Annotated in this window: 17 protein-coding genes; 11 read left to right on the forward strand and 6 right to left on the reverse strand. The window is 57.7% G+C overall.

Going from position 1 to position 24841, the window contains the following annotated elements; genetic code table 11:
• Nucleotides 1-121: 121 nt before the first annotated feature.
• The 6 genes from DES29_RS06345 (at nucleotide 122) to DES29_RS06375 (ending at nucleotide 7064) form a co-directional block, all read left to right on the forward strand.
• Nucleotides 122-493: a helix-turn-helix domain-containing protein gene (locus tag DES29_RS06345; protein ID WP_113854622.1), complete on the forward strand. Its 372-nt coding sequence runs from the start codon at nucleotides 122-124 to the stop codon at nucleotides 491-493.
• A gap of 84 nt (nucleotides 494-577) precedes the next feature.
• Nucleotides 578-1048, forward strand: coding sequence for an anti-phage protein KwaA (gene kwaA, locus DES29_RS12740; protein WP_408056440.1), 471 nt, complete (start codon nucleotides 578-580; stop codon nucleotides 1046-1048).
• Between the two features lie 60 nt (nucleotides 1049-1108).
• A complete protein-coding gene (gene kwaB, locus DES29_RS06355) occupies nucleotides 1109-2023 on the forward strand; it encodes an anti-phage protein KwaB (protein ID WP_113854624.1) in 915 nt (304 codons plus the stop codon).
• Between the two features lie 493 nt (nucleotides 2024-2516).
• Nucleotides 2517-3407, forward strand: coding sequence for an inositol monophosphatase family protein (locus DES29_RS06365; RefSeq protein ID WP_021995521.1), 891 nt, complete (start codon nucleotides 2517-2519; stop codon nucleotides 3405-3407).
• Nucleotides 3408-3568: 161 nt separating this feature from the next.
• Nucleotides 3569-6265 (forward strand): DNA mismatch repair protein MutS, encoded by a 2697-nt coding sequence (gene mutS, locus DES29_RS06370; RefSeq protein ID WP_113854626.1) that lies wholly within the window; start codon nucleotides 3569-3571, stop codon nucleotides 6263-6265.
• 94 nt (nucleotides 6266-6359) lie between these two features.
• Complete coding sequence (locus DES29_RS06375) at nucleotides 6360-7064, forward strand: FadR/GntR family transcriptional regulator (RefSeq protein WP_016473964.1); 705 nt, start codon at nucleotides 6360-6362, stop codon at nucleotides 7062-7064.
• A gap of 165 nt (nucleotides 7065-7229) precedes the next feature.
• On the opposite strand, the gene DES29_RS06380 is transcribed toward DES29_RS06375, so the two are convergent.
• The 3 genes from DES29_RS06380 to DES29_RS06390 form a co-directional block, all read right to left on the reverse strand.
• On the reverse strand, nucleotides 7230-7577 hold the full coding sequence (locus DES29_RS06380; RefSeq protein ID WP_005430699.1) for a cytochrome c3 family protein: 348 nt from the start codon (nucleotides 7575-7577) through the stop codon (nucleotides 7230-7232).
• A 21-nt stretch (nucleotides 7578-7598) separates the two neighbouring features.
• Nucleotides 7599-9077: an FAD-dependent oxidoreductase gene (locus tag DES29_RS06385; protein ID WP_021995518.1), complete on the reverse strand. Its 1479-nt coding sequence runs from the start codon at nucleotides 9075-9077 to the stop codon at nucleotides 7599-7601.
• A 332-nt stretch (nucleotides 9078-9409) separates the two neighbouring features.
• Nucleotides 9410-11815 carry an aconitate hydratase gene (locus DES29_RS06390; protein WP_113854627.1) on the reverse strand — a complete coding sequence of 802 codons (2406 nt, stop codon included), beginning with the start codon at nucleotides 11813-11815 and terminating at the stop codon, nucleotides 9410-9412.
• Between the two features lie 318 nt (nucleotides 11816-12133).
• On the opposite strand from DES29_RS06390, the gene DES29_RS06395 reads away from it, so the two are divergent.
• From DES29_RS06395 to def, 4 genes are all read left to right on the forward strand, one after another.
• Complete coding sequence (locus DES29_RS06395; RefSeq protein ID WP_046446324.1) at nucleotides 12134-13363, forward strand: hypothetical protein; 1230 nt, start codon at nucleotides 12134-12136, stop codon at nucleotides 13361-13363.
• 135 nt (nucleotides 13364-13498) lie between these two features.
• Nucleotides 13499-15736 (forward strand): NAD-dependent DNA ligase LigA, encoded by a 2238-nt coding sequence (ligA, locus tag DES29_RS06400; RefSeq protein WP_113854628.1) that lies wholly within the window; start codon nucleotides 13499-13501, stop codon nucleotides 15734-15736.
• A gap of 2 nt (nucleotides 15737-15738) precedes the next feature.
• Nucleotides 15739-16491 carry an S-methyl-5'-thioinosine phosphorylase gene (locus DES29_RS06405; protein WP_021994677.1) on the forward strand — a complete coding sequence of 251 codons (753 nt, stop codon included), beginning with the start codon at nucleotides 15739-15741 and terminating at the stop codon, nucleotides 16489-16491.
• A 29-nt stretch (nucleotides 16492-16520) separates the two neighbouring features.
• Nucleotides 16521-17060 carry a peptide deformylase gene (gene def / locus DES29_RS06410; protein WP_021994676.1) on the forward strand — a complete coding sequence of 180 codons (540 nt, stop codon included), beginning with the start codon at nucleotides 16521-16523 and terminating at the stop codon, nucleotides 17058-17060.
• A 1-nt stretch (nucleotide 17061) separates the two neighbouring features.
• Here the strand turns inward: def and DES29_RS06415 are convergent, their stop codons facing one another.
• The 3 genes from DES29_RS06415 to smc form a co-directional block, all read right to left on the reverse strand.
• Entirely contained in the window at nucleotides 17062-17721 is a 660-nt protein-coding gene (locus DES29_RS06415; RefSeq protein ID WP_021994675.1) for a response regulator transcription factor, read from the reverse strand.
• A 16-nt stretch (nucleotides 17722-17737) separates the two neighbouring features.
• The gene (locus DES29_RS06420; RefSeq protein ID WP_113854629.1) at nucleotides 17738-19702 is read right to left on the reverse strand and encodes a sensor histidine kinase; all 1965 of its coding nucleotides are present in this window, start codon (nucleotides 19700-19702) and stop codon (nucleotides 17738-17740) included.
• Nucleotides 19703-19834: 132 nt separating this feature from the next.
• Nucleotides 19835-23416, reverse strand: coding sequence for a chromosome segregation protein SMC (gene smc, locus DES29_RS06425; protein WP_113854630.1), 3582 nt, complete (start codon nucleotides 23414-23416; stop codon nucleotides 19835-19837).
• A 478-nt stretch (nucleotides 23417-23894) separates the two neighbouring features.
• On the opposite strand from smc, the gene prmB reads away from it, so the two are divergent.
• Nucleotides 23895-24827, forward strand: a complete 933-nt coding sequence (gene prmB, locus DES29_RS06430) for a 50S ribosomal protein L3 N(5)-glutamine methyltransferase (protein WP_021994671.1) — start codon at nucleotides 23895-23897, stop codon at nucleotides 24825-24827.
• The last annotated feature ends 14 nt before the right edge of the window (nucleotides 24828-24841 follow it).

Raw genomic sequence — 24841 nt, forward strand, 5'->3', positions numbered from 1 at the left:
CCACAGGCCTTCCGGGAGTGATCCCTGAAGGAGCCTCGCAAAGAGGCAATTGGAACCCGTCTCTCGCAGCAGTGCGCGGGACGGGTTTCTTTTTGCCTGCATTTTCCGGTCGGAGAGAATGATGAAGAAGAGTAGAGCTGAAACCTCGGGCGCTTTGTCGGGTGAGTTTGCCGATCGCGTGCGTCCCCCGTATGCGTCCGATGAAAAGCGCCGGCAGGCCGCAGAGCTCTTTGCGCACGGAATTGGCTATCAGCGCGCTTCACGCATTTTGGATCTGCCCGCCAATACGCTGCGGGATTGGGCCAGAGCATGGCGTGCGGGGAAGTTCCGCACCACCATTTCGCCGCATCTCTATCGATATTCGGATGCCGTTAAACGTAAGGCCGTGCGCATGCGCCAAAAAGGACACACCTGGCATGAGATTGCGGAAGCTACGGGCGTCGGCGCGAGCACCTGCAAGCGGTGGATGGAAAAATTAGGCACGGAAGCATGAAAGTTACAGGACCTACGCACAGCGATCAATTCATCAATAAAAAACATGAGCCGATTATTTACAACGATATTTATTAAATGCGGCATGTATGTGCTTTCTTTGTGCTTACTATTTATTATTATCATTATTAAGCAGATTGAAATACCAGCATCATGCACTCCATTCGCTTTATTAAAAGCAAATATCATACCTGCAATATGCCTCTTTCTATTGATATTTTCAGTGTGGTTTTATTCCCAATTTGATTCAATTATTAAAGAGGATAAAACTGGACCATTCAAAATAATAAAAATAGAAAATGCAAACTCGGATTATCCGATCTTTCTCGCTACTTATATTATTCCCTTAACAGGATTTGAATTAGAAACCTTCAGGCAAATTATATATTTCATCGTCACACTAATAGCATTAGGCTTGATGTCTATAAAATCCAATATTTTCTATGCAAACCCTACCCTCTCGCTTTTTAACTTTATAATATATAAAGTTAATTTGCAAAGTAATGTTGATGCACCTATTAAATCATGCATATTATTAACTAACTCTTCACGATGAGATTATATTAATAGCATTAGACAGCGGCGTTTCCTATGCGAAAAAGGCTTATACAAGAAAATGAAAACAATCAAACAAATCAAAGAAACCTGGGAAAAAGTCATTTCTGCAGAGATGAATATTGAATTATATTTAGGGTTTGGCAATAGTGAATCCCGAAAATACTTCCGTGCGAATCTCGTTGACAGCGCTGCCGAATTAATTGCGGATGATTTTCTGGATAGTATCAATCAATATTTCAGCAAAAACTTATCTGTTATTCCACTATCACAAATAGATGAGCGTACTGACACCCTCATCTGTTATGATCTAGAGAAATCACCAGAAGAATTTGACATTATTAAAGAAATTAAAAGTAAAAGCACTGACGATTACTTCAAACTAAAGAATGATATTAATAAGGCGCAGTCGATACTTATAAAAATTTGCTCATACTCCGAAAATATAATCTTCTTTAAAAAGTTTTATACCATTTCATTAGTAAAAGGCACAAAGAAAACTATTTTAATTAACTCAGGCGCAAAATTTGAACCCTTAGAGAATGATATTATTCGACTCACAGGTGATTTCGACGTAATGTTGATGGGAGATGATTTTTATATTAGTGATCTCAGCCATTTTGAGACAGCATTCTCTTTTGACCAGATAAAAAAGCAAAAAAGAGACTTCGTGATCAGCTCAATAAAAAGTCTTGATATTGTAATAGACGAAAAGGGATATTTGGAAAATCACCAAGTTTCGACACGACAAATCATTCGCACAGCTAAAAGTCAAGTTTTAAAAATGAATAAAGATGCTATTATAAATTTTGTCAAGAAAAATACGCATAAGTTTAATTTAAAAACAAAGAATAATAAGATATTACTAAATAGCCAGAAAAGTATTCATTGTCTATATAAATTATTAAATGACGACTATCTGTCATCAGATTTAACTAAGAATAATTATGAAGCCATTGCAAAAAACAAAATTTAGTGCCATAAAAGGTGCTAACATCAAACCGCAATTACAACAACAACTTATGTCGTTATACGACCAAGATAATATGTTTTTCCTCTAATTATTTCTAAATTTAGATTTATTAATCGTCCAAAAATACCTCTTACCGCAGCCAAATAAACTATCGAATAAAATAATTATTATCCAATAAACAAAGGAACTTTATTTTCGAACAGCTCATTATGCTCACCGTGCTAAAGCTGCTTTGCTTCCGAGGAGCAGAGATCAGAAGTCTTACCATCGAGCAACCAATGACCCGCCTCGCCAAAGGCCGAGGCGGGTCGCCAGCCGAAGCTTTCAAGGCTTCAAAGGCTACAAAAGCAACGCGGCACCTTAGCCGGGATGCCCGCCATTTGTTAAACTTTCAGGCCATTCTTTTAGGGACCTCTTGTGAGCGCTCCGGATATGCCGAGAGTCTTTGAAGATGTCCCCTCCGTCGATTTCTCTTCAACCATTGAGCATCATCCCAATGCCTACCCCCACGTCGTCGCTCAACGCATTCGTCGCCACCGCCACCAAGGCCGCACGCCTTGCTGCGCGTGAAATCACCCGCGCCGCTCAGGATCGCGATCAGCTTGAAATTACCGACAAGGCTCGCAACGACTTCGTGACCTCAGCCGACAAGGCTGCCGAAGCCGCCATCGTGCGAGAACTCATGGAAGCCTATCCGCAGCATGGGATCCTCACGGAAGAAGCCGGCCGCCTCGGTCCCAAGAGCGACTTCCTCTGGATCATTGACCCGATTGACGGTACGACGAACTTTATCCACGGTCTTCCGCAGTACGCCGTATCCATTGCGCTCACCTACTGCGGCGAGCCGATTGCCGCTGTGGTCTATGACGTTGCAAAGAACGAACTCTTCACTGCTGCCAAAGGCCAGGGCGCGAAGCTCGACAGTCGCCGCATCCGCGTGTCTGAGAATGACGAAATGCGCCGTTCACTGATCGGCACGGGGTTCCCGTTCCGTCCGGGCGCTGATATTGACGGTTACCTCAAGGGCTTCAAGAACGTTGCCGAACGCTCTGCCGGCATCCGTCGTCCGGGCTCTGCGGCGCTTGACCTCTGCTGGGTAGCCTGCGGCCGCTACGACGGCTTCTGGGAATTCAGCCTCAAGCCCTGGGATGTCGCCGCCGGCGGTCTCATTGTTCTCGAAGCGGGCGGCTTGATCACCGACCTCACGGGCGGCGAAGAATGGCTTGAAACCGGGAACGTCTGTGCCGGCAACCCAAAGATTTTCGCTCAGCTTCTGCCTCTGGTTGGGAAGCTCCCTGTGAATACGCAAACTGAAGCTGCTCAGAACGAAAAGGTGCAGATCAAAAACGACAAAGTTCGCCGCACGCTTTCGACCAAGAAGGCCTAATCTAGGCCCTCAGCTTTAAGCGCAGTCCACTGCGCTTCCCGTTTGAGCCTTCAGCAGGTTTAAATGGACAAGCCGTCCGCAAGGCCACTCCTTCCGGGCGGCTTGACGTATCCGAACACTTCGGCTTTCCATATTCTCTTCATTTTGAAAAGGATCTCTCAATGACCGACGCAGCCTCCGAATCGCCCGACTTCAGCAATCAGGCGCTCTTCACTCCGGCGATGCGCCAATTCATTGAAGTGAAGAACCGCTACCCGAATACGCTGGTGCTCTTTCGCATGGGCGACTTCTACGAAACGTTCTTCAAGGATGCGGTTATCGCCAACCGACTGATCGGCATCACGCTCACCAAGCGCGGGAAGCTCACCGACGGCACGCCGATTCCCATGGCGGGCATTCCTGCTGTTTCGCTCGACACGTATATCGCTCGTCTGGTGCGTCAGGGCGAAAGCGTGGTGATCGTCGAGCAAAAAGGCAATACCCCCGGCGCTAAGGGCATGATTGAGCGTGAGGTCTCACGTATTGTGACCCCGGGCACGCTCACGGATACGTCGCTGCTGCCCGAAAAGTCCGATTCCATTTTGCTCGCTGCGAGCTTTCCCAAAAAGAAGACGGCGCCGATCGGTCTCGTCTGGCTCACGCTCAGCAACGGCGACTTCCGTGCGGAGGAAGTGACGCCGGATTCGTTCGAGGCTGCGCTCGCGCGCATTCGCCCGTCGGAGCTACTCGTCGACGAAGACATGAAGCGCGAAATGCGCACGGCTCATCCTGAAATTGCCGTTTCAACACTGCCCGATTGGCACTTCGACGCCAAACGAGGCGCTTCCAATTTGTGCGCAACCTTTGGAATGACCGCGCTGGACGCCTGGGATGTCACCAACCGCACAACGGTTCTTGCTGCGGCCAATGCCCTTCTCGATTACATCCGGGAAACGCAGGTTGACTTGGTCCCCTTCATCGAACCGCTCAAACTGGTCGAAGAGTCGCAGTTCATCGTGCTCGACCCTTCCACCCGCCGCAATCTCGAAGTCGATGAATCGCTTTCAGCCAATGGCGAAGGCCCGACGCTTTTTTCCGTCATGGATCACTGCGCCACCGCTATGGGGAGCCGCGAAATGCGCCGCTGGCTGCGCGAACCGCTTCGTTCGATGGAAGATACTTCGGCCCGCCACGATGCCGTCGAAGCGATCATGGGCGACGAACCCTCGCGCGAACACTTCTTTGCCGTTCTGGATGCGCTCCCCGATGTCGAACGCATTGCCTCCCGCGTCAGTCTGGGTACGGTTCGTCCGCGAGAGCTTGCCTCGCTTCGCGACACGCTCCCCACGCTTTCAGCGCTTGGCACTTCGCTCGCTGACTCGCCGCTTGACCTTATTGCCGGCATCGGCCGGAGCATGACGCTCAATTCTGAGATTTGGGAAGGCTTGGAGCAATCCCTTGTCCCTGAGCCCCCCGGCATGCTCCGTGACGGCGACACGATCGCCTCGAGCTGCAGTCCGGAACTCGCCGAACTTCGGCACTTTCGCGACGACACCAGCCGGATCCTGCTCGAAATGGAAGAACGTGAGCGCGCGGCCACGGGCATCAATACGCTGCGGGTGCAGTACAACAAGGTAAGCGGCTTTTATATTGAAGTGACGAAGGGCGTAGCCGATCAGGTGCCGATGCACTATCAGCGCCGGCAAACCTTGAAGAACTGCGAGCGATTCATCACGCCCGAACTCAAGTCCATTGAAGACCGAGCGCTCTCCTCCAAAGAGCGTTCCGCCGCGCTCGAAAAAGAGCTCTACGACAAGCTCGTCGCTGAAACCGCCAAACATACGCCGGAGCTTCTCGCTGCTGCCAAAGCGGCCGCCCAGCTTGACGTGCTCTGTGCCTTCGCACGCCATGCCGCGGAAAACCGCTGGCATCGCCCCAAGCTTTCATCGCGCCCGGGGCTCGACATCCGCAAGGGTCGTCACCCGGTTGTAGAAACCGCGATTGAAAATTACGTTCCCAACGACTGCCGCTTGGAAGACGGCCGCCGCATGCTGATCGTTACCGGTCCCAATATGGGCGGCAAGTCGACCTATATGCGCAGTGTGGCGCTCATTGTGCTCCTCACCTGGGCCGGGAGCTTTGTACCCGCCGCGGCCGCCGAGATCGGTCCCATCGACCGCATGCATACCCGCATCGGCGCATCCGACGACTTGGCCCACGGCCGCTCCACCTTCATGGTGGAGATGACCGAGGCGGCCTTCATCCTGAGTCATGCCACCGACCGCAGCTTGGTTCTGATGGACGAAATCGGCCGCGGCACCTCTACGTTTGACGGCTTGTCGCTCGCTGCTGCCATCGCTCAGGAACTGGTTCAGAAGACGCGAAGCTTCACGCTCTTTGCGACACACTACTTTGAGCTCACGCGACTCGCGCAGGAGCTGCGCGAAGTGGCCAATGTGCACGTTGCGGCTGCTCAGGGGAGCGCGGGAATCGTTTTCAAACACGAAATCAAAGAGGGCCCTGCATCGAAGAGCTACGGCATCGCCGTCGCACAGCTCGCCGGCGTTCCTGCGCCGGTCGTTCGCCGCGCGAGAGGTTTTCTTGCCAAACTCGAAGCTCAGGCGAATGCACAGACGAGCAGTCTGCCGGATCTTTTTGCCGAACCGATGCTGCCCGCCGAAGACGATGCCTGGGAACCCGATCCGCTTGACGCTCCCCTCCAAAGCGAACCGTCTCCGGCAGATCTGGCGAGAAAGTCACTCACGCACGATCTCATGCAGGCTGACGTTGACAATATGACGCCAAAGGCTGCAATGGAACTCCTCTATGCATTTAGAGAGCGGGCTGCCGGCATCGAATCGCTCGAAAAATCCGAATAACCTGAATGACCTCCCGAATTCGCGCCATACGTCAAATTTAGTAGGATCCGACTGCATCCGCGTAAAATAGGGGTCAACAGCATTTCATGAAGTGATGGGAGCAACCGCCTTGGAATCCAACTACCTGTCAGACCGTCCGGTCGACGAAGAAACGCTCTTTCGCGATATTCACAAGCACATTCTTCGTCAAGCGAAGTCGGGCGGCCGCATTGACACCGAGGCGGAAATCGCCGAACGCTTCAACGTCACGCGCTACAAAGTCCGAAAAGCCCTCTCCGTTCTCTCCCAGATGGGCATTGTCGACCGTGCTCCCAAACGCGGCATGACCGTCAATGCTCTTGGTCCGAAGAATCTGTCCTCACAGATTCAGGTCCAGATGGATATCGCGAATTTCGACATTCGCGAATTCATTGAAGCGCGTCTGCTCATTGAGGTCAACATCATTCCGCTCTGCGTGCGGCGCATGACGCCCGCACTGCTCGGGCGCCTCGACAACGCCATCTGCCGCATTGAGGCCAATGCCGGCAATACGCAGGAAGCCGACCGCTGGGACCGCGAATTCCATCTGATCCTGCTTGAATCCTGCGGCAACCGTGTGCTTCAAGTTTTCTCCGCTGCGCTCATCACGTACTTTGAGAAGACGACCTCCCACCTGCCGCAAAACGACCCGTCGTTCTTCATGATGATCGCTCAACAGGAGCGCGAGCTTTTGCGCGCCATTCAGCGCGGAGATGAAGAGGGCGCCAAGGCGCTCCTCTCCAAGCATTTGAAGGAACAGGTGGACCTGCTCCCGGCTTAACGGCTCACCATCAATATGAGGAAAGCCTTCAGGTCACTGCACCTGAAGGCTTTTTCAATGCCGCCGGCATCTAAAAAAGCCCGCACACGCTCCCGGAAGTGGAAGAGGAAGCGGGCGGGCTTTTCTGAAGCTCAGCAATCAGTGAAGACTGCTGATTAACTCACGTTAGTGAGGAACTTTGAGGTCAAACTGGTGGCAGCTGTTGCACATCAGTTCAGACTTCTTGTGACCCTTGTGGCAGTCCGTGCAGTTCACGTCGCCCAGGTGGCTGTAGTGCGGATTGGGTTCAACCTTAGCCGTCTGCTTGGCCAGCTGTTCGTAGCTGTGGCAGCCCTGGCAGACCTGCTTTTTCACCTTGGCGCCCGCCTTCGGGGCAGTCTTGTGGCAGGTTTCGCACTTCTGACCGTGCGCGAGGTGGAAGTCCGCGGTGAAGTCGCCGGCGATCGATGCCGTCGAGAACGCCGCACCGAAGCACAGGGCCATCGCGAGGCCCAGGAATTTGGTCTTGGTCATTTTAAAAATCTCTCCCGTCTTTTAGTTCTGCTTGGCGCGGTTGGCCAGTTCACGGCCGGCGATACGGCCGTAGACGGTCGCAGCGCCGAGCTGAGCACCGCCCGCGTAGTTGAAGAAGAAGATGCCGCCCGCGGCATTGCCCGCGGCGTAAAGGCCGGGGATGCTGCCGCCGTCAAGGCTCTGAATTTCAGCCTTGGTGTTGATGAGCGGGCCGCCGAAGGTGGCCGTCATGCCGCCCTGGAACGGAACGGCGTAGAACGGAGCCTTGGCAACGGGATGGGGCTTTTTGTACGTGCAGGGCGGAACCATTTCTTCGAGCTTGCCGGCAGCAAGGGCGTCGTTGTAGGCCTTCACTTCCTTGACCACGTTCTTTTCGGGGAGGTTCACCTGCTTGCAGAGTTCTTCAATCGTATCGGCCTTGCCGTAGGGACTGTGGAGGCGATCGAACTTCGCAATGACCTTGTCGAGCACGGGACATTCGCTGTCGACGATCACCCAGGCCTGGTTGTCGAGCGTCTGAAGCGCGGTCGTGCGGGCCTTGACAACATAGGTGTTGTTTTCATCCATGAAGCGCTTGCCGGAGGTGTTCACCTGAACGCCGTAGCCGGAATTGAGCACATCGGCCGGATTCACATGCGTGATGCCGACGATCGGGCCGCAGTGGAACTGGTCCATGTTGACGAATTTGGCATAGAGCGGCAGCGCGAGCGAAATGTTTTCGCCGGTGGTCGACCGCGAACCGCGCAGCACCATGCGGGTAGCCCAGCCGCCGATGTAGCGGTCCACCATTTCGGGGTTGGCCGAGAAGCCGCCCGTCGTCAAGCAGACGCCGCCCTTCGAAAGCCATTCCTTCTGGCCTTCGTCCGAGAGCGTCTTCACGCCCGTGACGCTGAAATGATCGTCATGGAGAAGCTCGATCACCTTGTGTTCGTAGAGGATTTCAATGCCGCGCTTCTTGGCGGCAGCGAGGAGCGTCTGCACGAGGCGGGAGCCGCCCGTGAGACCTTCGCCCAATACTCGGCAGGTACGGCCGAGACGGGGATAAGGCATGGGCTTAATCTTGCCGAACTTCACGCCTTCCTTTTCGAGCCAGTCGATACCTTCAGAGATGTTGTCCGTATAGGTGCGGTTAAGGGCCTTATCACCCATCTGCTTAGAAACATCCATCATCATGGCGTTGAAGGCTTCAGCCGTATCTTCAATACCCTGCTCCTTCTGATGACGAGAACCCCAGCCGCAAACCGAGCCCAGCGCGTAAATGGCATTGCCGTCCGGGCGGTCGCGTTTTTCAAAGAGCACCACCTTGGCGCCCAAGTCGTGGGCGGTGATGGCGGTGATCAGGCCTGCGGGACCCGCGCCCACGACGATCGCGTCATAAACCGGGGCTTTCTTGCTGGACTTGGCTTCAGCAGCCGCGGCGATTCCGGTCATACCGGCGGCGGCAGCGCCGAAGAGCGAGGTCTTCAGAAGACCACGGCGGCTCATATCCATGTCGGACATTGCTTTCTCCTATTGAAGCAGTCCGGGCTTACGGCCGGCCCGAAAGCGGTCGGGCAGCGGCAGCCATCCATAAACATGGGCGGCGGGGTCTTGAGGTCCGGACTTTAGATGGGTTGTTTTGAGTTTTTTTGGAGGGCGCCTGAGGCGCACTTCTCCCACGGCGGCATGATGACGCTTTAAAACCACTACGTACCTGCGTACTGGATCAAAGAGCCTTCAGACTGACGTCAGAAAACCCGCCGTCGTCCAAAACACACGGAAACGATTGAACGACGGCGGCGGGGACGGATCTCCGTTGAGCAGCGGGAGATTTCTGCCGGAGATCCTTCCAGTTAGGCCTTGCGGGCGCCGGACTGCTCAGCCTTTTCCTGAGCAACCACCCAGTTGAGGGCGCTGCCGGCGCGCCACCAGGCAAGCTGCTTGGCGTTATAGGAATGACGGGCTTCAAAGCGTTCCTTGGAGCCGTCTTCGTGCGTGAGCTCAATCACAACGGTCTTATTCGGAGCGATTTCAGAGAGGCCAAGGACCGAAATACGATCTTTTTCGCGGATCTTGTCGTAGTCGGCGGGATCTGCAAACGTCAGCGCAAGAATGCCCTGTTTCTTAAGGTTGGATTCGTGAATGCGGGCGAGGCTCTTGGCGAGCACAACGGCAACGTCGAGGTAGCGCGGCTCCATCGCGGCGTGTTCGCGCGACGACCCTTCGCCGTAGTTGTCGTCACCGACGATCACGGATGCCACATGGTGGTTCTTGTAATAGCGGGCTACCTTGGCGGGCGTATCGTAGGCCTTCGTTTCGGTATTCCAAACCTTGCCGGCCTGTCCGTTAAAGGCATTGATGCCGCGTTCGAGCAGATTGTCGGAAATGCGGTCGATATTGCCGCGATAGGGCAGCCACTTGCCGCCCGGGCTGATGTGGTCGGTCGTGCACTTGCCCTTCACTTTGATGAGGAGCGGAAGCGCCGCGAAGTCCTTGCCGTCCCAAGGTTTGAAGGGGCTGAGGAGCTGAATGCGTTCATTGGTGGGGCTCACCGCCATATCGATCTTTTCGTAGGTCGGCAGGACGCAGCCGGCCACTTCCTTGACGAAGCCCTGCTTAGGCAGCTCTTCGCCCTTGGGTTCGGCGAGCTTGACATTCTGACCGGTGCGGCTTCTCAGCGTTCCGGCGAGCGGATTAAAGGTGATGTCGCCTTCTGCAGCCATGGCCATGACGATTTCGGGCGAGGCGAGGAATGCGTTGGTCTTGGTGCTGCCGTCGTTGCGGCCGGCGAAATTGCGGTTGAAGGACTCGATGATGGAATTGGGACGCGTCATGTCGCCCGTCGTACGATGCCACTGACCAATGCAGGGGCCGCAGGCCGTCGCAAGCACCGTCGCGTTGAGCTTACGGAAGACGTCCAAAAGACCGTCGCGTTCGAGCGTCTGAAAGATGCGGACCGAACCGGGAACGACCATGATCGGGGTTTTCACTTCAATGCCCTTGTCGATCATTTCCTTGGCAACCGAAGCTGCGCGCGTAATGTCTTCGTAGGACGAATTTGTGCAGGAACCGATCAGCGCAACTTCGAGCTTCTGCGGGAAGCCTTTTTCCTTGGCCTTGGCAGCAACCGTCGAAATCGGCATCGCAGCATCGGGCGAGAACGGACCGTTGATGTGGGGTTCGAGCGTCGACAAGTCGATTTCCACCACGCGGTCATAGTATTTCGCCGGATCGGCGACTACTTCTGGGTCAGCCTTCAAATCCTTGGCGACGCCGCGGGCGAGGTCGACCACGGCCTGACGGCTCGTAGAGACGAGATAGCGCTCCATGGCAGCATCAAACGGGAAGATCGACGTGGTGGCGCCCGTTTCCGCACCCATGTTGCAGATCGTAGCCTTGCCGGTTGCAGAGAGGGATTCCGTGCCTTCGCCGAAGAATTCGATGATGGCGTTGGTGCCGCCCTTGGTCGAAAGGATGCCCGTCAGCTTCAGAATCACATCCTTCGGAGAAGCCCAGCCCTGCAGGCGGCCAGTGAGCTTCACGCCGATGAGTTTGGGCATCTTGAGCTCCCACTCCATGCCCATAAGGCCGTCGACCAAGTCAGCGCCGCCCACGCCGATCGCGAGCATGCCGAGACCGCCCGCAGTAGGCGTGTGGCTGTCGGTGACGAGCATCATGCCGCCCGGGAAGTTGTAATTCTCGAGGAAAACCTGGTGACAGATACCCGCGCCCGCAGGCCAGAAGTCAAAGCCGTAGCGCTTGGCCGCGCGGGCAAGGAAATCGTACGTTTCGTAGTTCGACTTATCGGCAACCTTCAAGTCAGGAATCGCACCCGCGTTGGCCATTACCAAGTGGTCACAGACGATCGCAGCGGGCAGCGCAATGCGGTCCTTGCCCGAAGAAAGGAACTGAATAATGGCCATCGGGCCGCCAATGTCGTGCGTGCCTGCACGATCCGGGCGGAGTTCGACGTAGTCAGCGCCGCGCTTAAATTCGCGCATTTCTTCGGGATGATAGAGATGCGTGTAGAGAATTTTTTCCGCGAGCGTGAGCGGGCGGCCGAGATGTCCGCGAACCGCCGCGAGTTTTTTGGGATATTCGCGGTAGAAGGCTTCGATCATGTCGAAGTTGCGGATGTGTCCGGTCTCAGCAGCGGGCTCGAGTGCAGCGCTCGAGGCAAAGGTCGGCACGGAAGCGGCGGCGCCGGCTGCGGCGGCAGTTTTTAATAGTGAGCGGCGGCTCAATGCGGGGGTCTTCATTTTTTGGTTTCTCCTGTTGCGGACCGCTGGACAGCCTGCCGGCTATGCTTTGATGCAAGCGGGAACTGCCCCATCGGTCAACGGATGGTCCGGCGCCGATCGTTTTTGGCTCGGCGTCTTTGTTTTTCCGTGCCGCGCATTTTTCTCCCGAGGTTCCACTACGTAGAGCCGAATGAAATCAAGTTTTCATCTCCTCGGGGCTCATCATTACCCGCCCGCACATCGGTTCCGGCAGAATCTCTGCCGCACGTTTTTATATAGAGTGCGTACAATAAAAAGTTCTATAAAACCTCGGCATCACGCGGAGTACAAGGGGCCATGTTTTCGTTGGAAATCATTATTCCCATCATCGTCGTCGCAGCAGTCTGCGCCGTCTATATCATTCTTCGCGGCCGGCGCGACGAACGTCGCGCCCGCGAGGCCGGGGAAAAACTCCGTCCAATCCCCATGGACGATCCGTTAGTGGCGGGGGGCGCCGCCATGCGCCCTGCGCCTGACGCCCCGGCGCCAAAGCCGGCGGCCAGCGCTGCCGCCCCTATGGAGCCGGTGTTTAATCCCGATGCTGCGAAGCCCTCGAAAGAATCGGAGCTTTTTGAGCCCCAATCGCCTTCGGATGAGCCGCCCATCTACCGCCAGCTCGAAGCAGAGGAAGAAGCGCAGCGCGCTGCTGACGAGGCGGAAGCTCAGGCCGCTGCTCAAGCCGCGGAACCTGAAAGCTCAGAGCGCCATCCGGCAGAGCCCCCGGTCGACAGCATGATCGAATGGATCCTTGACATTGCGCCGCGGGAAGGCATGCAGTTCGCCTTGGGGGGCGTACAGAGCCTCAAACTCGAGGTGGACCGCCTTCAGCTGCCGCTTCTTGTGCGCATCTGGGCGCAGTCCTCGCGTGACGGTCTTTATTACGATTCCGGCGAACTGACGGGCCCCGCCCGCCACGTTGTAGCCGCTGTGGTGCTCGCCAACCGCGCCGCACAGCTCGACGACGTCGCCGCATCGCGCTTCTTCCAAGTGCTCGAGCAGTCCGCTGCGCAAAACGAAGTGGCGCTGCGTCGGGAGATGGAGCCCGAAGACGCCGTCAAGCGTTCTGCAGACCTCAAGCGCTTTATCAAATACTACGATCGTGCCGTTGAGGTCCGCATTGTTCCGCGCGGCGAAGCCGAAGAAAACTTCTCGCTCGACGCCGTCGGCGCGGCCGCTTCAGCCGCCGGCTTTGCTGCGGCGAGCGGCCGCTGGGAGCTTCGTCTCGCGGTCGACGACATCGACCCCGTAATGACGCTCGCCTTCGGTCCCAATCAGACCAAGTCGCTCACGCTGGCACTTTCCCTTCCGCTCGCCAATCTGGCCCGCGGCGACCTGAAGCGCTTCTTTGCCATCGCAAACAGTCTCTCCGCCGCCCTGAACGGCATCTGGACCGACTGCGCAGCGCGTCCGATTGATGCGGGCGGCGCCATGCAAATTGCCGAAAAGATCGCCTCGCAGGCGAAGCTCATGTCCGCTGGCGGCGTCACGCCGGCCTCCGAGCGCGCCAAGCTTCTCTTCTCGCATTAAAGCGAAACCATTCACGAAGCACTCCGCACGAGGCCGCCCGACTGTCGACTGCCATATCGATTGTCGGACGGCCTTTTCATTGAGCACAACTGAATACGACTGACAAACGTCCTCGTTTGCCCCGAGCAGATTTTCATGATGACCTCTCTATTTAACGACAACGAAGAAGCCGCGCCCGTCAAAGCAAAACCGCAGCGAACCCGCAAAACCGGCAAAGCCGCCGCTGCCCCAGCCTCGGGAGCGGCGTCCCCCGCGCAGGCTTCCTTTTTCGGCGGCGACGCTCAAGTGCTTTCGCCCGACCAAGCGCCCGCGCGCATGCATGAGCTCGAAACTGAGCTTGAACGCTGGAACTATGAGTACTACGTGCTTGATGAGCCGAGCGTGCCCGATGCGGAATACGACCGGGCGTTCAATGAACTGAAGGCGCTTGAAGCCCGCTTTCCTGAACTCAAAAGCCGCACCTCTCCCACTTTGCGCGTAGGGGGCGCGGTCCGCACCGGATTCAAGAAAGTGCGCCATGACGTGCCGATGCTCTCCATCCATACGGAAACCGACTTTTCGGCAGCCGGGGCAGCCGCCTTTGATGAACGCGTGCGTTCAGCTCTGGGCCTTTCGCCGGAAGACCCGCCCGTCGAATACGACTGCGAATTGAAGTTCGACGGTCTGGCGACCAATCTGCGTTATGAAAAAGGCGTCTTGACAGAAGCCTCCACTCGCGGCGACGGCGTTGAGGGCGAAGACGTGACGGCCAATGTCCGCACGATCCGCACCATTCCGCTTCGTCTCAACAGCAAAGTGCCCGATATTCTGGAAGTTCGCGGCGAATGCATCATGCATAAGGCCGACTTTCTGGCCCTCAATGCCCGACAGGAAGCAGCCGGCGAAAAACCGTTTGCCAACCCGCGCAACGCCGCTGCTGGGTCGCTGCGCCAGCTTGACTCGAGCGTAACGGCTCAGCGCACCCTTCACTTCTATGCCTACTGTCTGGGCGAAGTCTCTGAACCCTTTGCTGAGACGCAGTCGGGCGTACTGGACCGTTTCGCAGAACTGGGGTTCCCCGTTGCGCACATGCGCGAGGTCGTCAAGGGGCCCGAAGCACTCGCCGCCTTCCACGACAAAGTTGCGGCGGCCCGTGCGTCGCTTCCCTTTGAAATCGACGGCGTGGTCTATAAAGTCAACAGCCTCGAACTTGAAGAAGAGCTTGGCTTCATTGCCCGAGAACCGCGCTGGGCGTGCGCGCACAAATACCCTCCTGAAGAGGTGCTCACCCAAGTGCTCGGCATTGACGTGCAGGTGGGCCGCACCGGCCGGCTCACGCCGGTCGCACGTCTCGCGCCGGTCTATGTGGGCGGCGTCACGGTTTCCAACGCAACGCTCCACAATGAAGATCATGTGGTGAAAGACCTCGACCTGCGCGTAGGCGACACTGTTGTGCTGCGCCGGGCGGGCGACGTCATTCCGGAGATTCTGCGCGTCGTCAAAGAGCGCCGGCCGGCAGGCACCAAGGTTTTCGAAATGCCTCATGTCTGCCCAATCTGCGGCAGTGCTGTCATTCGGGATGAAGAAGAAAAAGACATGCGCTGCACGGGCGGCCTCGTCTGTCCCGCGCAGATGAAGCTTTCCATTGTGCATTTCGCTGCTCGCCGCGCCATGGGGATTGACGGTCTGGGCGAAAAAATCGTCGACATGCTCGTTGATGAAGGCCTCGTGAAGACGCCTGCCGACCTCTTTGGTCTGACGCTCGAAGCCCTCACCGCCCCCACGACGGCGACTGCCGGAAGTGAAAAACCCGAAAAACGCATGGGACCCAAGGCCGCCGCCAACCTGCTCGCCAGCATTCAGGCGAGCACCCATACCACGCTCGCCCGCTTCGTCTTTGCGCTTGGCTGCCGCCATGTCGGCGAAGCCACGGCGCTCGGACTTGCCAACCATTTCGGCACGCTGAGCGCCATTGAAAATGCCTCCATGGAAGCGCTTACCGGCGTACCCGATGTCGGCGAAGTGGTGGCCGAAAGCATCTATGCGTTCTTTCGCGAACCGCACAACCGCACCGTTATTGATGCGCTCATCGCCCGCGGCATTTGCTGGCCCGCGGTCGAAAAGACCGCGCCGAGTCTGGTCTCCGGAAAAACCTTTGTGCTCACCGGCACACTGCCGACACTGAGCCGTGACGAGGCCAAGGACCGACTCACCGCACAGGGAGCAAAAGTTGCCGGATCGGTAAGCCGCCGCACGTGGTGCGTGGTCGCTGGGGCCGACGCCGGCAGCAAACTGAGCAAAGCCGAGGAACTCGGCATCCCTGTCATTGACGAAGCAAAGCTCCTCGTGCTCCTAGGCGGCACGCTTCCCGCAGAACTCGAAAAAAAGGATTGATCATGCTCGCACTCATCGGCGGAACTGGATTTGACCGTCCCGGGATCATTGAAGATCCCGAAGAAATCGACATGGAGACACCCTACGGACGGCCTTCCGCCCCGCTTATTTTCGGGCGACTGGGGAGCCGCCCAATTGTCTTCCTGCGCCGCCACGGCGTGCACCATGAGTACGCGCCTCATCGCGTTCCCTACCGAGCCAACATCTGGGCACTCCAGCGTGCGGGCGTTGAAGGCATCATCGGCGTTGCGACCGTGGGCGGCATCGGCGAAGCGCTCCTGCCGGGCGACTTGATGGTGCCCGACCAGCTGATCGACTATACCTGGGGCCGCGAATGCACTTACTATGATTCGCCGGACGCCGGCGTGAAGCACATTGACTTCACCATGCCTTTTGACCAAGCGCTCTCGTCGCTCCTCATCAGTGCCGCCCGCCGTCTGGGAAAAACCATCGTGGCCGACGGCGTTTATGCCTGCACCCAGGGACCGCGCCTTGAAACCGCTGCGGAAGTCGCCCGCTATGCGCGTGACGGCGCTAATGTCATCGGCATGACGGCCTATCCGGAATGCGCTTTGGCCCGTGAGCTTGATCTCCCCTATGCCGCCATCTGCCCGATCGTCAATTCCGCTGCAGGCCTGCGGGAATCCAAACGCGCGATTCGCTTTGAAGCCTTGAAGGACGCGGCTGACCGTGCAGCTAAAAGTGCCGTAGATGTCGTTGAAGAAGCCGTGCGCATCCTTGACGTGCGGGCTTAACACCAGATCTCATTGGAGGAGCTGCCGATATGGTTTTGGAAGTCATGCGTCTTGGGGAACCCGTGCTCATGAAGGAGGCACTGCCGGTTCGGGATTTCGGGAGCCCCAGACTCCGAAAGCTCGTTGCGGATATGTGGGACACCATGCATGCCGAGGGCGGCGTCGGCATTGCCGCGCCTCAGGTGGGCGTGAGTGAGCGCATCATTTGTTTTGGTTTTGAAGCGTCGAGCCGCTACCCGGATGCGCCGGCGGTGCCGCAGACCGTGCTCATCAACCCCACCGTCGAACTGCTGCTCGAAGGCACCGCTGATGATTGGGAGGACGGCTGGGAGGGGTGCCTCTCCGTCCCCGGCATGCGCGGGGTTGTGCCTCGTGCCAGGCGAATTCACTACACCGGCTTTGGACTTGACGGCGAGACCATCGAGCGAGAAGCCCAAGGGTTTCATGCCCGAGTGGTGCAGCATGAGTTTGACCACCTAAAAGGCATCGTCTATCCGATGCGCATCAAGGACTGGACGCACTTCGGCTATTCCGACGTGCTCTTTCCCGAGCTCAAAGATCAGCGGTGAACTACGATTTTTCGGCGGCAGCCATCTCAAGCAGCCGCCGAATATCTTCGGGCGTTTTGACGCCGAGTTTGCGCAGAATGTTTGCTCGGTGCACTTCCATCGTACGCTGTGCAATGCCGCTGCGTTCAGCCGCTTCGCGGTTCGTGAGGCCGAGCGCAATGAGTTCGGCGAGCGAACGCTCACGTTTAGTGAGGGCGGCGAGCCGCTCGAGCGAGTCTTCTCCAGGGAGCCCCGCTGCAGCAGCGGCGCTCGCCCAAGCCGCACAGGCGACCGAGTTGAGAAAACGCTCGTTGTCGACGGGTTTCAGGAGAAAATCAAATGCGCCGTCCTGCACCGCCCCCACCGCCATATCGACGTCGCCGTGACCGGTGAGAAAAATGATCGGGAGCGCAATGCCGCGGCTCCTCATCTCATGCTGAGCCTCAATCCCGCTCATGCCCGGCATGCGCACGTCGAGCACCACGCAGCCCGGCTCCGACGGGGAATCTCCCGTGAAGAAGTCTTCTGCCCGCCCGTAGGTGACCGTTTTCCATCCTTCCATATCCAGCACGAAGCTCAAGGCTTCGCGCAGATCCGCTTCATCATCCACAATGCGCACCAAAGCGTGCACCTGCGCGAAGGCAAGCTGTTCGGGGGTAATCTGTTTCTGACTGGGTCTCATAATGCTTTCAGGAACTTTAGTTCATTGATGAATGGCCGATGTCTCTCGGTTCTGCAGCATCGGCCGTGCCTTCGGCCGCCTGATGAAGCGAGAGCGCCCGCGCGAGCGTAGGAAGCGTTGCCACGGCGGCCAATCCGCCCCCTGCCAGAGCCGTAAAAGTGATTCGTCCGCCCAGACGTTCGAGGATGCTGCGCACAATCGAGAGCCCCAGCCCCAAACCGCTCTTTTTGCTGCTCGAGCCGGAGGCTGCCCTGTCGTTAAGCCGTTCGACAAGCTCTGAGGACACCGCCGGGCCGTTATTAAGCACAGTGAGTTCAGCCTTGCCGTTATGCTCGCTCACGGCGATATTCACCATACCGGCCGGGAGCCCTTCCACGGCTTCCAGCGCGTTTTTAATGAGATTCATCGCCACGAGTTCGAGCTCGAGCGGATCGGCCAAACACTGGACGTCCTCACGCGCCGCGATCGACACGGCGGCATGCCAGCGTCCGGTCGTGGTGAGCTCGCGCAGGGCCTTGCGCGCCGCCTCGACCAAACTCACGGCTTCCCGCACGGGCTTATCGGATTTTGCGTAAGCCCGTACGCGGTTCACAATCGCGTCGGCGCGAGCCGTCTGCGTCTCAAGTTTCCCGGCAATGGCCTCAATCTTTTCGGGCGTCATGCTGCCGGATTGAACGAGACGCTTAAGCCCGAAGACATAAAGCGAGATAGCGGCGAGCGGCTGACGCATCTCATGCGCAAAAATCGTAGAGAGCTGCCCCACTGCGCCCACTCGGCTCATATGTTCAACGCGTTCGGCCGCAGCTCGAGCATCGTTTTGCAGACGCTGCTGCTCATGCAGCGCCTCCTGCAGATGAGCCGTGCGGACACGCACGAGCTGCGACACACGCACGCTGTGAAAAATAAGCCCTAAGAGGAGCAGCGCAAAGAGCAATATCCAAGTGCCGTACTCATCGATCAGCCGACGGACAGTCCAGTCCCGCAGATAGGCATAGGGACCAATGCGCAGATCATGAAAAACCTGATCCACGCTTGAATAGTCCGTCGCGGCGCTCCAATAAAGGCCCCGCTCAAACGTGGGCGGCATTTCAAAGAGCGCGCGCAGCACCAGACGTGATACCCGCGGATCTGTGGCCGGTGTTGTTGCGACCGTCCATGACGGATAAAGCGCCGTGGAACGCATGCAGGGCTCGGGCCGCTCCGCGGAATCCAGACGATTAAGCACTTTAAGCTGTCCCTTGGCATTAGGGTGCGAAGCGAGCCACTCTTCGAGATAACAGAGCCGGAAAAAGCCGACATCCGCCTCTCCCGAAAGAATCATCGGAATGGCGCCCTCCAGACGCTTGCCGTCGCCCAAATACACACGCGAACTGAAAAGCGTTTCGGGGTTAAGGCCGGCCTTGAGCAGCACATGCTCGGCAAGCTGCCGCCCGGTGAAGGCCTGAGGAGAAGAAAGAACGAGCTTCGCGCCCTTTAAGTCCGAGAGTTTATTGAGAGACTTCCGCGCGGCAGACACGACGATCGTTGAACCATCGTTGTGATTGGGATTGGGATAGTTGTTAGACGCTACGGTGGCCGCTGCGCGGGCGCCGTAGCGCTCCATGCGGACGTAAAAACCAGAGCTTGAGAGGAAAAGATCCACCTCGCCTTCGCGGATCGCCTGCGAGAGTCCCGCCAGGTCGTAATGCGTCACGATGACGTTGGACGTGCCGAACACACGCTTAAGTGCCCCGATCGTCGCTTCCACAATCGGCTCGTAGGGCGACGGGCGGACATATTTCACCACGCCCACCTTGAGCGGCATATGCTCTGCCGGGAAATCCGACGAGAAGCTCGCCGCCGTTAAAGCGTCGGGCTGAGAAGGCGCCGCCACACTGCCAGAGAGCGGGCAAAAGAGCCCGCAAGCCCCAAAAACCAGAAGCGCGCCGAGCTTCTTTATGGAATCAGCACCTGGCTGCAAAGAGAAGAGTCGTGGGTTCATAGGCTGCTGCAGAAAAGACGGCTTCGCGCGCTGCCGACGCGCTCAAAAAACGCTTTGGCACAGCTCTTCCCTGCATCCTAGCGTTTAGAGCCAGCACAATGCAAGCAAAGTGAAAACATCCGCGACGGCGCATCAGGAGAGCGAACCGGCGGAACTGGTCGACGCGGCGGCAGCCGGCTCATTAGCCTGCTGAGCATAGCCAACGGCCTCCGCAATATCGACCGATACTACCCGGCTCACCCCGGGCTCCTTCATCGTGACGCCGATCAGTGCCTTCGCATATTCCATCGTGACACGATGGTGCGTAATGATGAGGAACTGCGTATCAGCGCTCATTTCGGTGCAAAGACGCGCAAGTCGTCCCTGATTTGCTTCATCGAGCGGGGCGTCCACTTCGTCGAGCAGACAGAAGGGGGCGGGGTTAAGCTTAAACATGGCAAAGACGAGCGCCGTGGCCGTGAGCGCCTGTTCGCCGCCCGACAAAAGCCGCACGGTCTGATTACGCTTGCCGGGCGGCTGAGCCGAAACTTCAACGCCCGCCGAGAGGATCTCGTCGCCCTCCATGCGAAGCGCTGCGCGGCCTCCGCCGAAAAGACCGCGGAACGTGTCATTAAACTTTTCGTTGACCTTGTCAAAGGTTTCACGCATGCGTGCACGGGTCTCTGCGTCAATGCGGCGGATAGCCGCCTCGAGCGTCTCAATGGCCTGCCGCAGATCCTGCATCTGAGCTTCTGCGAGGCGAATGGCTTCCTGCGCCGCCTCAAGATGGGCCAAAGCTGCATGATTGACTGGACCGAGTGCGGCAATTTCATTCATCAGACGCGTGACCTCGTTACGCACCGTGTTGGCCTTGACGCCTCGTTCCTGCGCGAGCTTAGAGAGCTCGGTCCAATCCGCACCAAGTTCCTGCATGCGCCCGGAGAACTGCCCGAGCAGTCCCGCCTTCTGTTCGGCCTCTACGCGCAGCCGAGCAATTTCTTCTGTCAGCGGAAGAATCGATTCGTTCAAGCGCTTGATCTGCCGCTGTTCGTCTTCACGTTTGCTGCGGGCCGCTTCAAGTTCAGTCTGTGCGGCAGCCAATGCCTTTTCGAGACTCGCATTTTTTTCGAGGAGCTCCGACGTGCCGCTTTGCAGCCGTTCGTCTTCACGGGCATCGAGCACTTCGCGGGTTTCTTCGAGACGCTTGGATTCTCGGGCAATGTCGCTTCGAGTTTCCGCGAGCCGCCGTTCGGCCTCGGTGCGGGACTCTCTGGCCTGCGACGCCTCGAGCTTTTTCATAGCTTCACGATGAATCGACTCCGCTGCAGCGCGCTTAAGGTCAACCAGCCGGTCATGCAGCCGATCATGCAGAGCCGCAGCTTCACCCGCGGCGTGCTGAATCTCGTCGAGCGCTTCCGTTTTGGTTTCAACGGCACCAAGCGCTGCCTCTACACGCTCTTGGGCCCGCTCAGCCTCGATCTCCATTTCTTCACGCGACCGCCTGAGATCGGCCTCTCGGCGCTGCCAGGCCTCCCACGCACTGCGGGCTTCGCGCTCTTCAAGCACGAGTTTGGCCGTGCGGCGCTCGAGCTCAACGACCTCGCGCTGCAGCGCCTCGGCACGCCCTCGCGCATCCGCTTCGGCTTTCTGCGCAGCCGTACGGGCGTCGTCAGCGGCTGCCGCTGCCTCGTCAAGCGCCTCCACCTGATGCGTAAGTTCCGCAATTTCTCGTTCTCGGGAAAGGATTGCCAAGCGCGGATCTTCCGCAGCCCAAAAGGTAACGGACGCCGCATTGACGAGGTCCCCCTGCGACGTCACCAGTGCGCATCCCGGCGGGATGTCGGCGCGCGCTGCGAGTGCTGCCTCAAGCGAAGAGGCGAGCCCGACGCCTGCGGTCCAAACGTCGGCCGCCGCAGCCGCCGCCGGATTATCGGTTTGGATAACGCTTCTCAAGCGCTTCGCCGCCCATTCAGGATGCGGATGAGCGGCAGTCTCTGCGGGGGCCGCAAAAGCGAGTCTTGCCGGCGGGCGCGCCTTAGCGCTTGCGAACCCGGCAGCGGAACGCAGATCACGCAGCAAAAAAGCGCGTGCACGGTGTTCGAGCACCGCTTCCAACGCAGTTGTCCAGGCGTCGTCAATGTTGATTTCGTGAATCAATTCCGGCAGACCGTCGAGTCCCTGGTCCTCAAGCCACTCCGTGAGGCTGTCAGACTCCAGTGCCTTTTGCTGCACGGCTTCAAGCGTTTCTAGTTTTGCGCGCAGGGCTTTAACCTGCGAAAGGGCGGCAAAGTACGCCTCTGCGGCGTCTTTGGCGCGTTCGCGTGTTTCTTCTGCTGCGGCAGCAGCGTCTTCGCGGGCATCCGCCGTTTCTTCGAGCACTTCGCGGACTTCGGCTAAAGATTCTGCGAGCGCCGCCAATGTTTCTTCATCCGGGTGCGCTTCAGACGCATCTGCCGCATCAGTCTCGAGACGAGCCATTCGGTCTGCCACTTCCGCCGCTCGCTCACGAGCAGATTGGAGGCCGGCCTCCGCCACTTCGACTTCCGTACGAGCGCGAGCGAGCTGTGCGCCGGCAGACTCCGCCCGCATGCGCGACTCCTCTTCAGCAGACTGAGCGCCTTCGAGGGCTTCATCTCGAGCGGCGTTCAATTCATCGAGCTCTTCGAGTTCAGCCGCGAGACGCTCCTCTTTTTGCGCGGCTGATTCAATCCGAACTTCGAGCTCCTCGGCCAATGCCCGCTTTTCTTTCAGTGCGGCTTCGGCCTCTGCAAAGGTTCGTTCGGCCAATCGCCGACGTTCCACGATGCGGCTCATCTCGCCCTCCAAGCGGGCGAGCTCCTTCTCGCTTTCACGGAAGGCGTCGGAAGCATTGCGGTGCGCCGCATCAGCACTGCGCTCAGCCGCAGCGAGGTCTTCAGAATGCGATTCGAGCGTTTCAAGATCACGGCGCTTTGCAGTAATCTCATTTTCGAGCTGCGCAATAGCCGCCCGCGCGGCATCGGATTCCCGCTTTGCATCTTCATACTGCAGGAAGTACCAAAGCGATTCGCTCTGGACCTTTTTGTCGCTCAGCGCCTGCCAGCGGGCGGCAGTATCTGCTTCGGCCTGCAGCCGAGTGATCTCTTCAGCACGCACGGCCTGAAGGTCAGCAGCGCGTTCGAGATTTTCCCGTGTGGATTTGAGGAGATTCTCCGTTTCGCGGCGGCGCTCTTTATAGAGCGACACGCCGGCGGCCTCTTCCAAATAAACGCGCAGTTCTTCGGGCTTGGCGCGAATAAAGCTCGCAATCATGCCCTGCGAAATGATGGCGTAGCTGCGTGCGCCCAGCCCCGTGCCCATGAAGATTTCCTGGACATCGCGGCGGCGCACCTGCTGGTGATTGATGTAGTAGGCCGATACGCCTTCCTTGGTGACCACGCGGCGTACGGACAATTCTTCGTACTGCCCCCACGGCCCTTTCACCTGATGGTCCGCGTTGTCAAGCACCAGTTCGACGCTTGCTCGTCCGAGCGGCGCACGGCCGGTAGAGCCCGCGAAAATCAGTTCGCTCATCGAACTCGAACCGCGCAGTTCGCCGATGCGGCCTTCGCCCAGCACCCAGCGAACCGCATCAATGATGTTCGATTTGCCGCAGCCGTTCGGGCCCACGATCGCAATCAGCGGGTCCCGCAGTTCGATCACTACGGGGTCCGCGAAGCTTTTGAAGCCGGCGATTTTGATCTGACGAAGGTGCAAAGGAGGCTCAGACGAAATAAGGAAAGAAGAGGATCACTGGAAGAACCAGCTGCACGCATTTTAGCGAGAGTCGCCCCGTTGGTCTCACCATCCTTGCGGCAAAGCGCTTAGAGTCTCTGGCCGCTGCAAACGGGACGCTCGGAGAGGCTCTGCCATCGGCAAAAGTCTGCCGTCATCGAAAACACTGCAGCGCTTCTCTGCGGCGTCTTTAGCATTGTCATGTGTAAGAGACAAAACGCTCTTTGCGGTCTCCGAGAGTCCGCAAAACCCGGTCGCCATGAATCATCATCAGAATCAAACCACCCGCAGTCGCCTTCATTGGAATGAGCTTCCCAAACTTTGCGGCCAGACGACCTCTTTATAATGCAGGCTTCAAAAAAATTCTGACGACATTCATGAGGCTCCCTGCTGAACCAGTCGGCCGCAAAGCGGCTGGCGGACTTTGGGACCTTCCGCGACATCCGGGGATATCCGAAACATGTACGAAATTGCGCCGCTGCTTGACGATCCCATTCACAACCTGAAAACGATCCGCGACCTTTACCGCTGGGCCGTTACGGAACTTGAAACCTCCGATCTTTCATTTGGACATGGGTCGCCAAGCGCTCTCGAAGATGCATCCTTTCTCATCTGCCGAGCGCTGAAACTCCCGTTTGAGAATTTCGACATGTTCCTCGATGCTGCGCTCACCCACAACGAGCTCGTGCGAATCGTGCATCTCATCGACCGCCGTGTGCATGACAAGACGCCCACCGCCTATCTCCTGAAGGAAGCCTGGCTCACCGAGCACCGCTTCTACATTGATGAGCGTGCGCTGATTCCCCGCTCCTACATCGCGGAGCTGCTCGAAGAAGATCTGGCCCCTTGGGCTGCAGATCCTGAAGCGGTGCAAAGCGTGCTTGACCTCTGCACGGGTTCTGGGTGTCTAGCCATTCTCGCGCAGGGTGCTTTTCCCAATGCGAAGGTCACCGGCTCGGACATTTCCCAAGCTGCGCTGGAGGTTGCCAAGATCAATCGCCGGGACTATGACATGGAAGAGACGCTGGAACTGGTTCAGAGCGATCTTTTTGAAAATCTTCAGGGACGGCGCTTTGACATCATTATCTCGAACCCGCCCTATGTCACCACCGATGCCATGGAGCGGCTGCCGAGCGAATACCGTCATGAACCGGCCCTCGCCCTGGCTGCCGGTGCAGACGGCATGGACGTCGTTCGCCGCATTCTCGCCGAAGCCGCAGATCATTTGACCGAAGAGGGCTTCATCGTCGTTGAAGTGGGTGACGGGCTCGAAGCCGTTGAAGCGGCTTTCCCCGGTCTGCCCATTACGTGGCTTTCGGTCTCGGGCGGCGACGATCAGGTGTTTCTCGCGCAGCGCGCCGATCTCGCTCAATATTTCAAAATGCAACACTGATTTCTGCACCCGCA

The sequence above is a fragment of the Sutterella wadsworthensis genome (assembly GCF_003315195.1).
GTDB lineage: Bacteria > Pseudomonadota > Gammaproteobacteria > Burkholderiales > Burkholderiaceae_F > Sutterella > Sutterella wadsworthensis.

What these genes read in the sequence shown, in the direction of transcription:
- kwaB (WP_113854624.1), top strand. Translation starts at nt 1,109, where the DNA reads ATGAAAACAATCAAACAAATCAAAGAAACCTGGGAAAAAGTCATTTCT.
- DES29_RS06415 (WP_021994675.1), bottom strand. Translation starts at nt 17,721, where the DNA reads ATGAGACCCAGTCAGAAACAGATTACCCCCGAACAGCTTGCCTTCGCG.
- DES29_RS06380 (WP_005430699.1), bottom strand. Translation starts at nt 7,577, where the DNA reads ATGACCAAGACCAAATTCCTGGGCCTCGCGATGGCCCTGTGCTTCGGT.
- prmB (WP_021994671.1), top strand. Translation starts at nt 23,895, where the DNA reads ATGTACGAAATTGCGCCGCTGCTTGACGATCCCATTCACAACCTGAAA.
- def (WP_021994676.1), top strand. Translation starts at nt 16,521, where the DNA reads ATGGTTTTGGAAGTCATGCGTCTTGGGGAACCCGTGCTCATGAAGGAG.
- DES29_RS06345 (WP_113854622.1), top strand. Translation starts at nt 122, where the DNA reads ATGAAGAAGAGTAGAGCTGAAACCTCGGGCGCTTTGTCGGGTGAGTTT.
- DES29_RS06375 (WP_016473964.1), top strand. Translation starts at nt 6,360, where the DNA reads ATGGGAGCAACCGCCTTGGAATCCAACTACCTGTCAGACCGTCCGGTC.
- DES29_RS06395 (WP_046446324.1), top strand. Translation starts at nt 12,134, where the DNA reads ATGTTTTCGTTGGAAATCATTATTCCCATCATCGTCGTCGCAGCAGTC.
- ligA (WP_113854628.1), top strand. Translation starts at nt 13,499, where the DNA reads ATGATGACCTCTCTATTTAACGACAACGAAGAAGCCGCGCCCGTCAAA.
- mutS (WP_113854626.1), top strand. Translation starts at nt 3,569, where the DNA reads ATGACCGACGCAGCCTCCGAATCGCCCGACTTCAGCAATCAGGCGCTC.
- DES29_RS06385 (WP_021995518.1), bottom strand. Translation starts at nt 9,077, where the DNA reads ATGTCCGACATGGATATGAGCCGCCGTGGTCTTCTGAAGACCTCGCTC.
- kwaA (WP_408056440.1), top strand. Translation starts at nt 578, where the DNA reads ATGTATGTGCTTTCTTTGTGCTTACTATTTATTATTATCATTATTAAG.
- DES29_RS06365 (WP_021995521.1), top strand. Translation starts at nt 2,517, where the DNA reads ATGCCTACCCCCACGTCGTCGCTCAACGCATTCGTCGCCACCGCCACC.
- DES29_RS06405 (WP_021994677.1), top strand. Translation starts at nt 15,739, where the DNA reads ATGCTCGCACTCATCGGCGGAACTGGATTTGACCGTCCCGGGATCATT.
- DES29_RS06420 (WP_113854629.1), bottom strand. Translation starts at nt 19,702, where the DNA reads ATGAACCCACGACTCTTCTCTTTGCAGCCAGGTGCTGATTCCATAAAG.
- DES29_RS06390 (WP_113854627.1), bottom strand. Translation starts at nt 11,815, where the DNA reads ATGAAGACCCCCGCATTGAGCCGCCGCTCACTATTAAAAACTGCCGCC.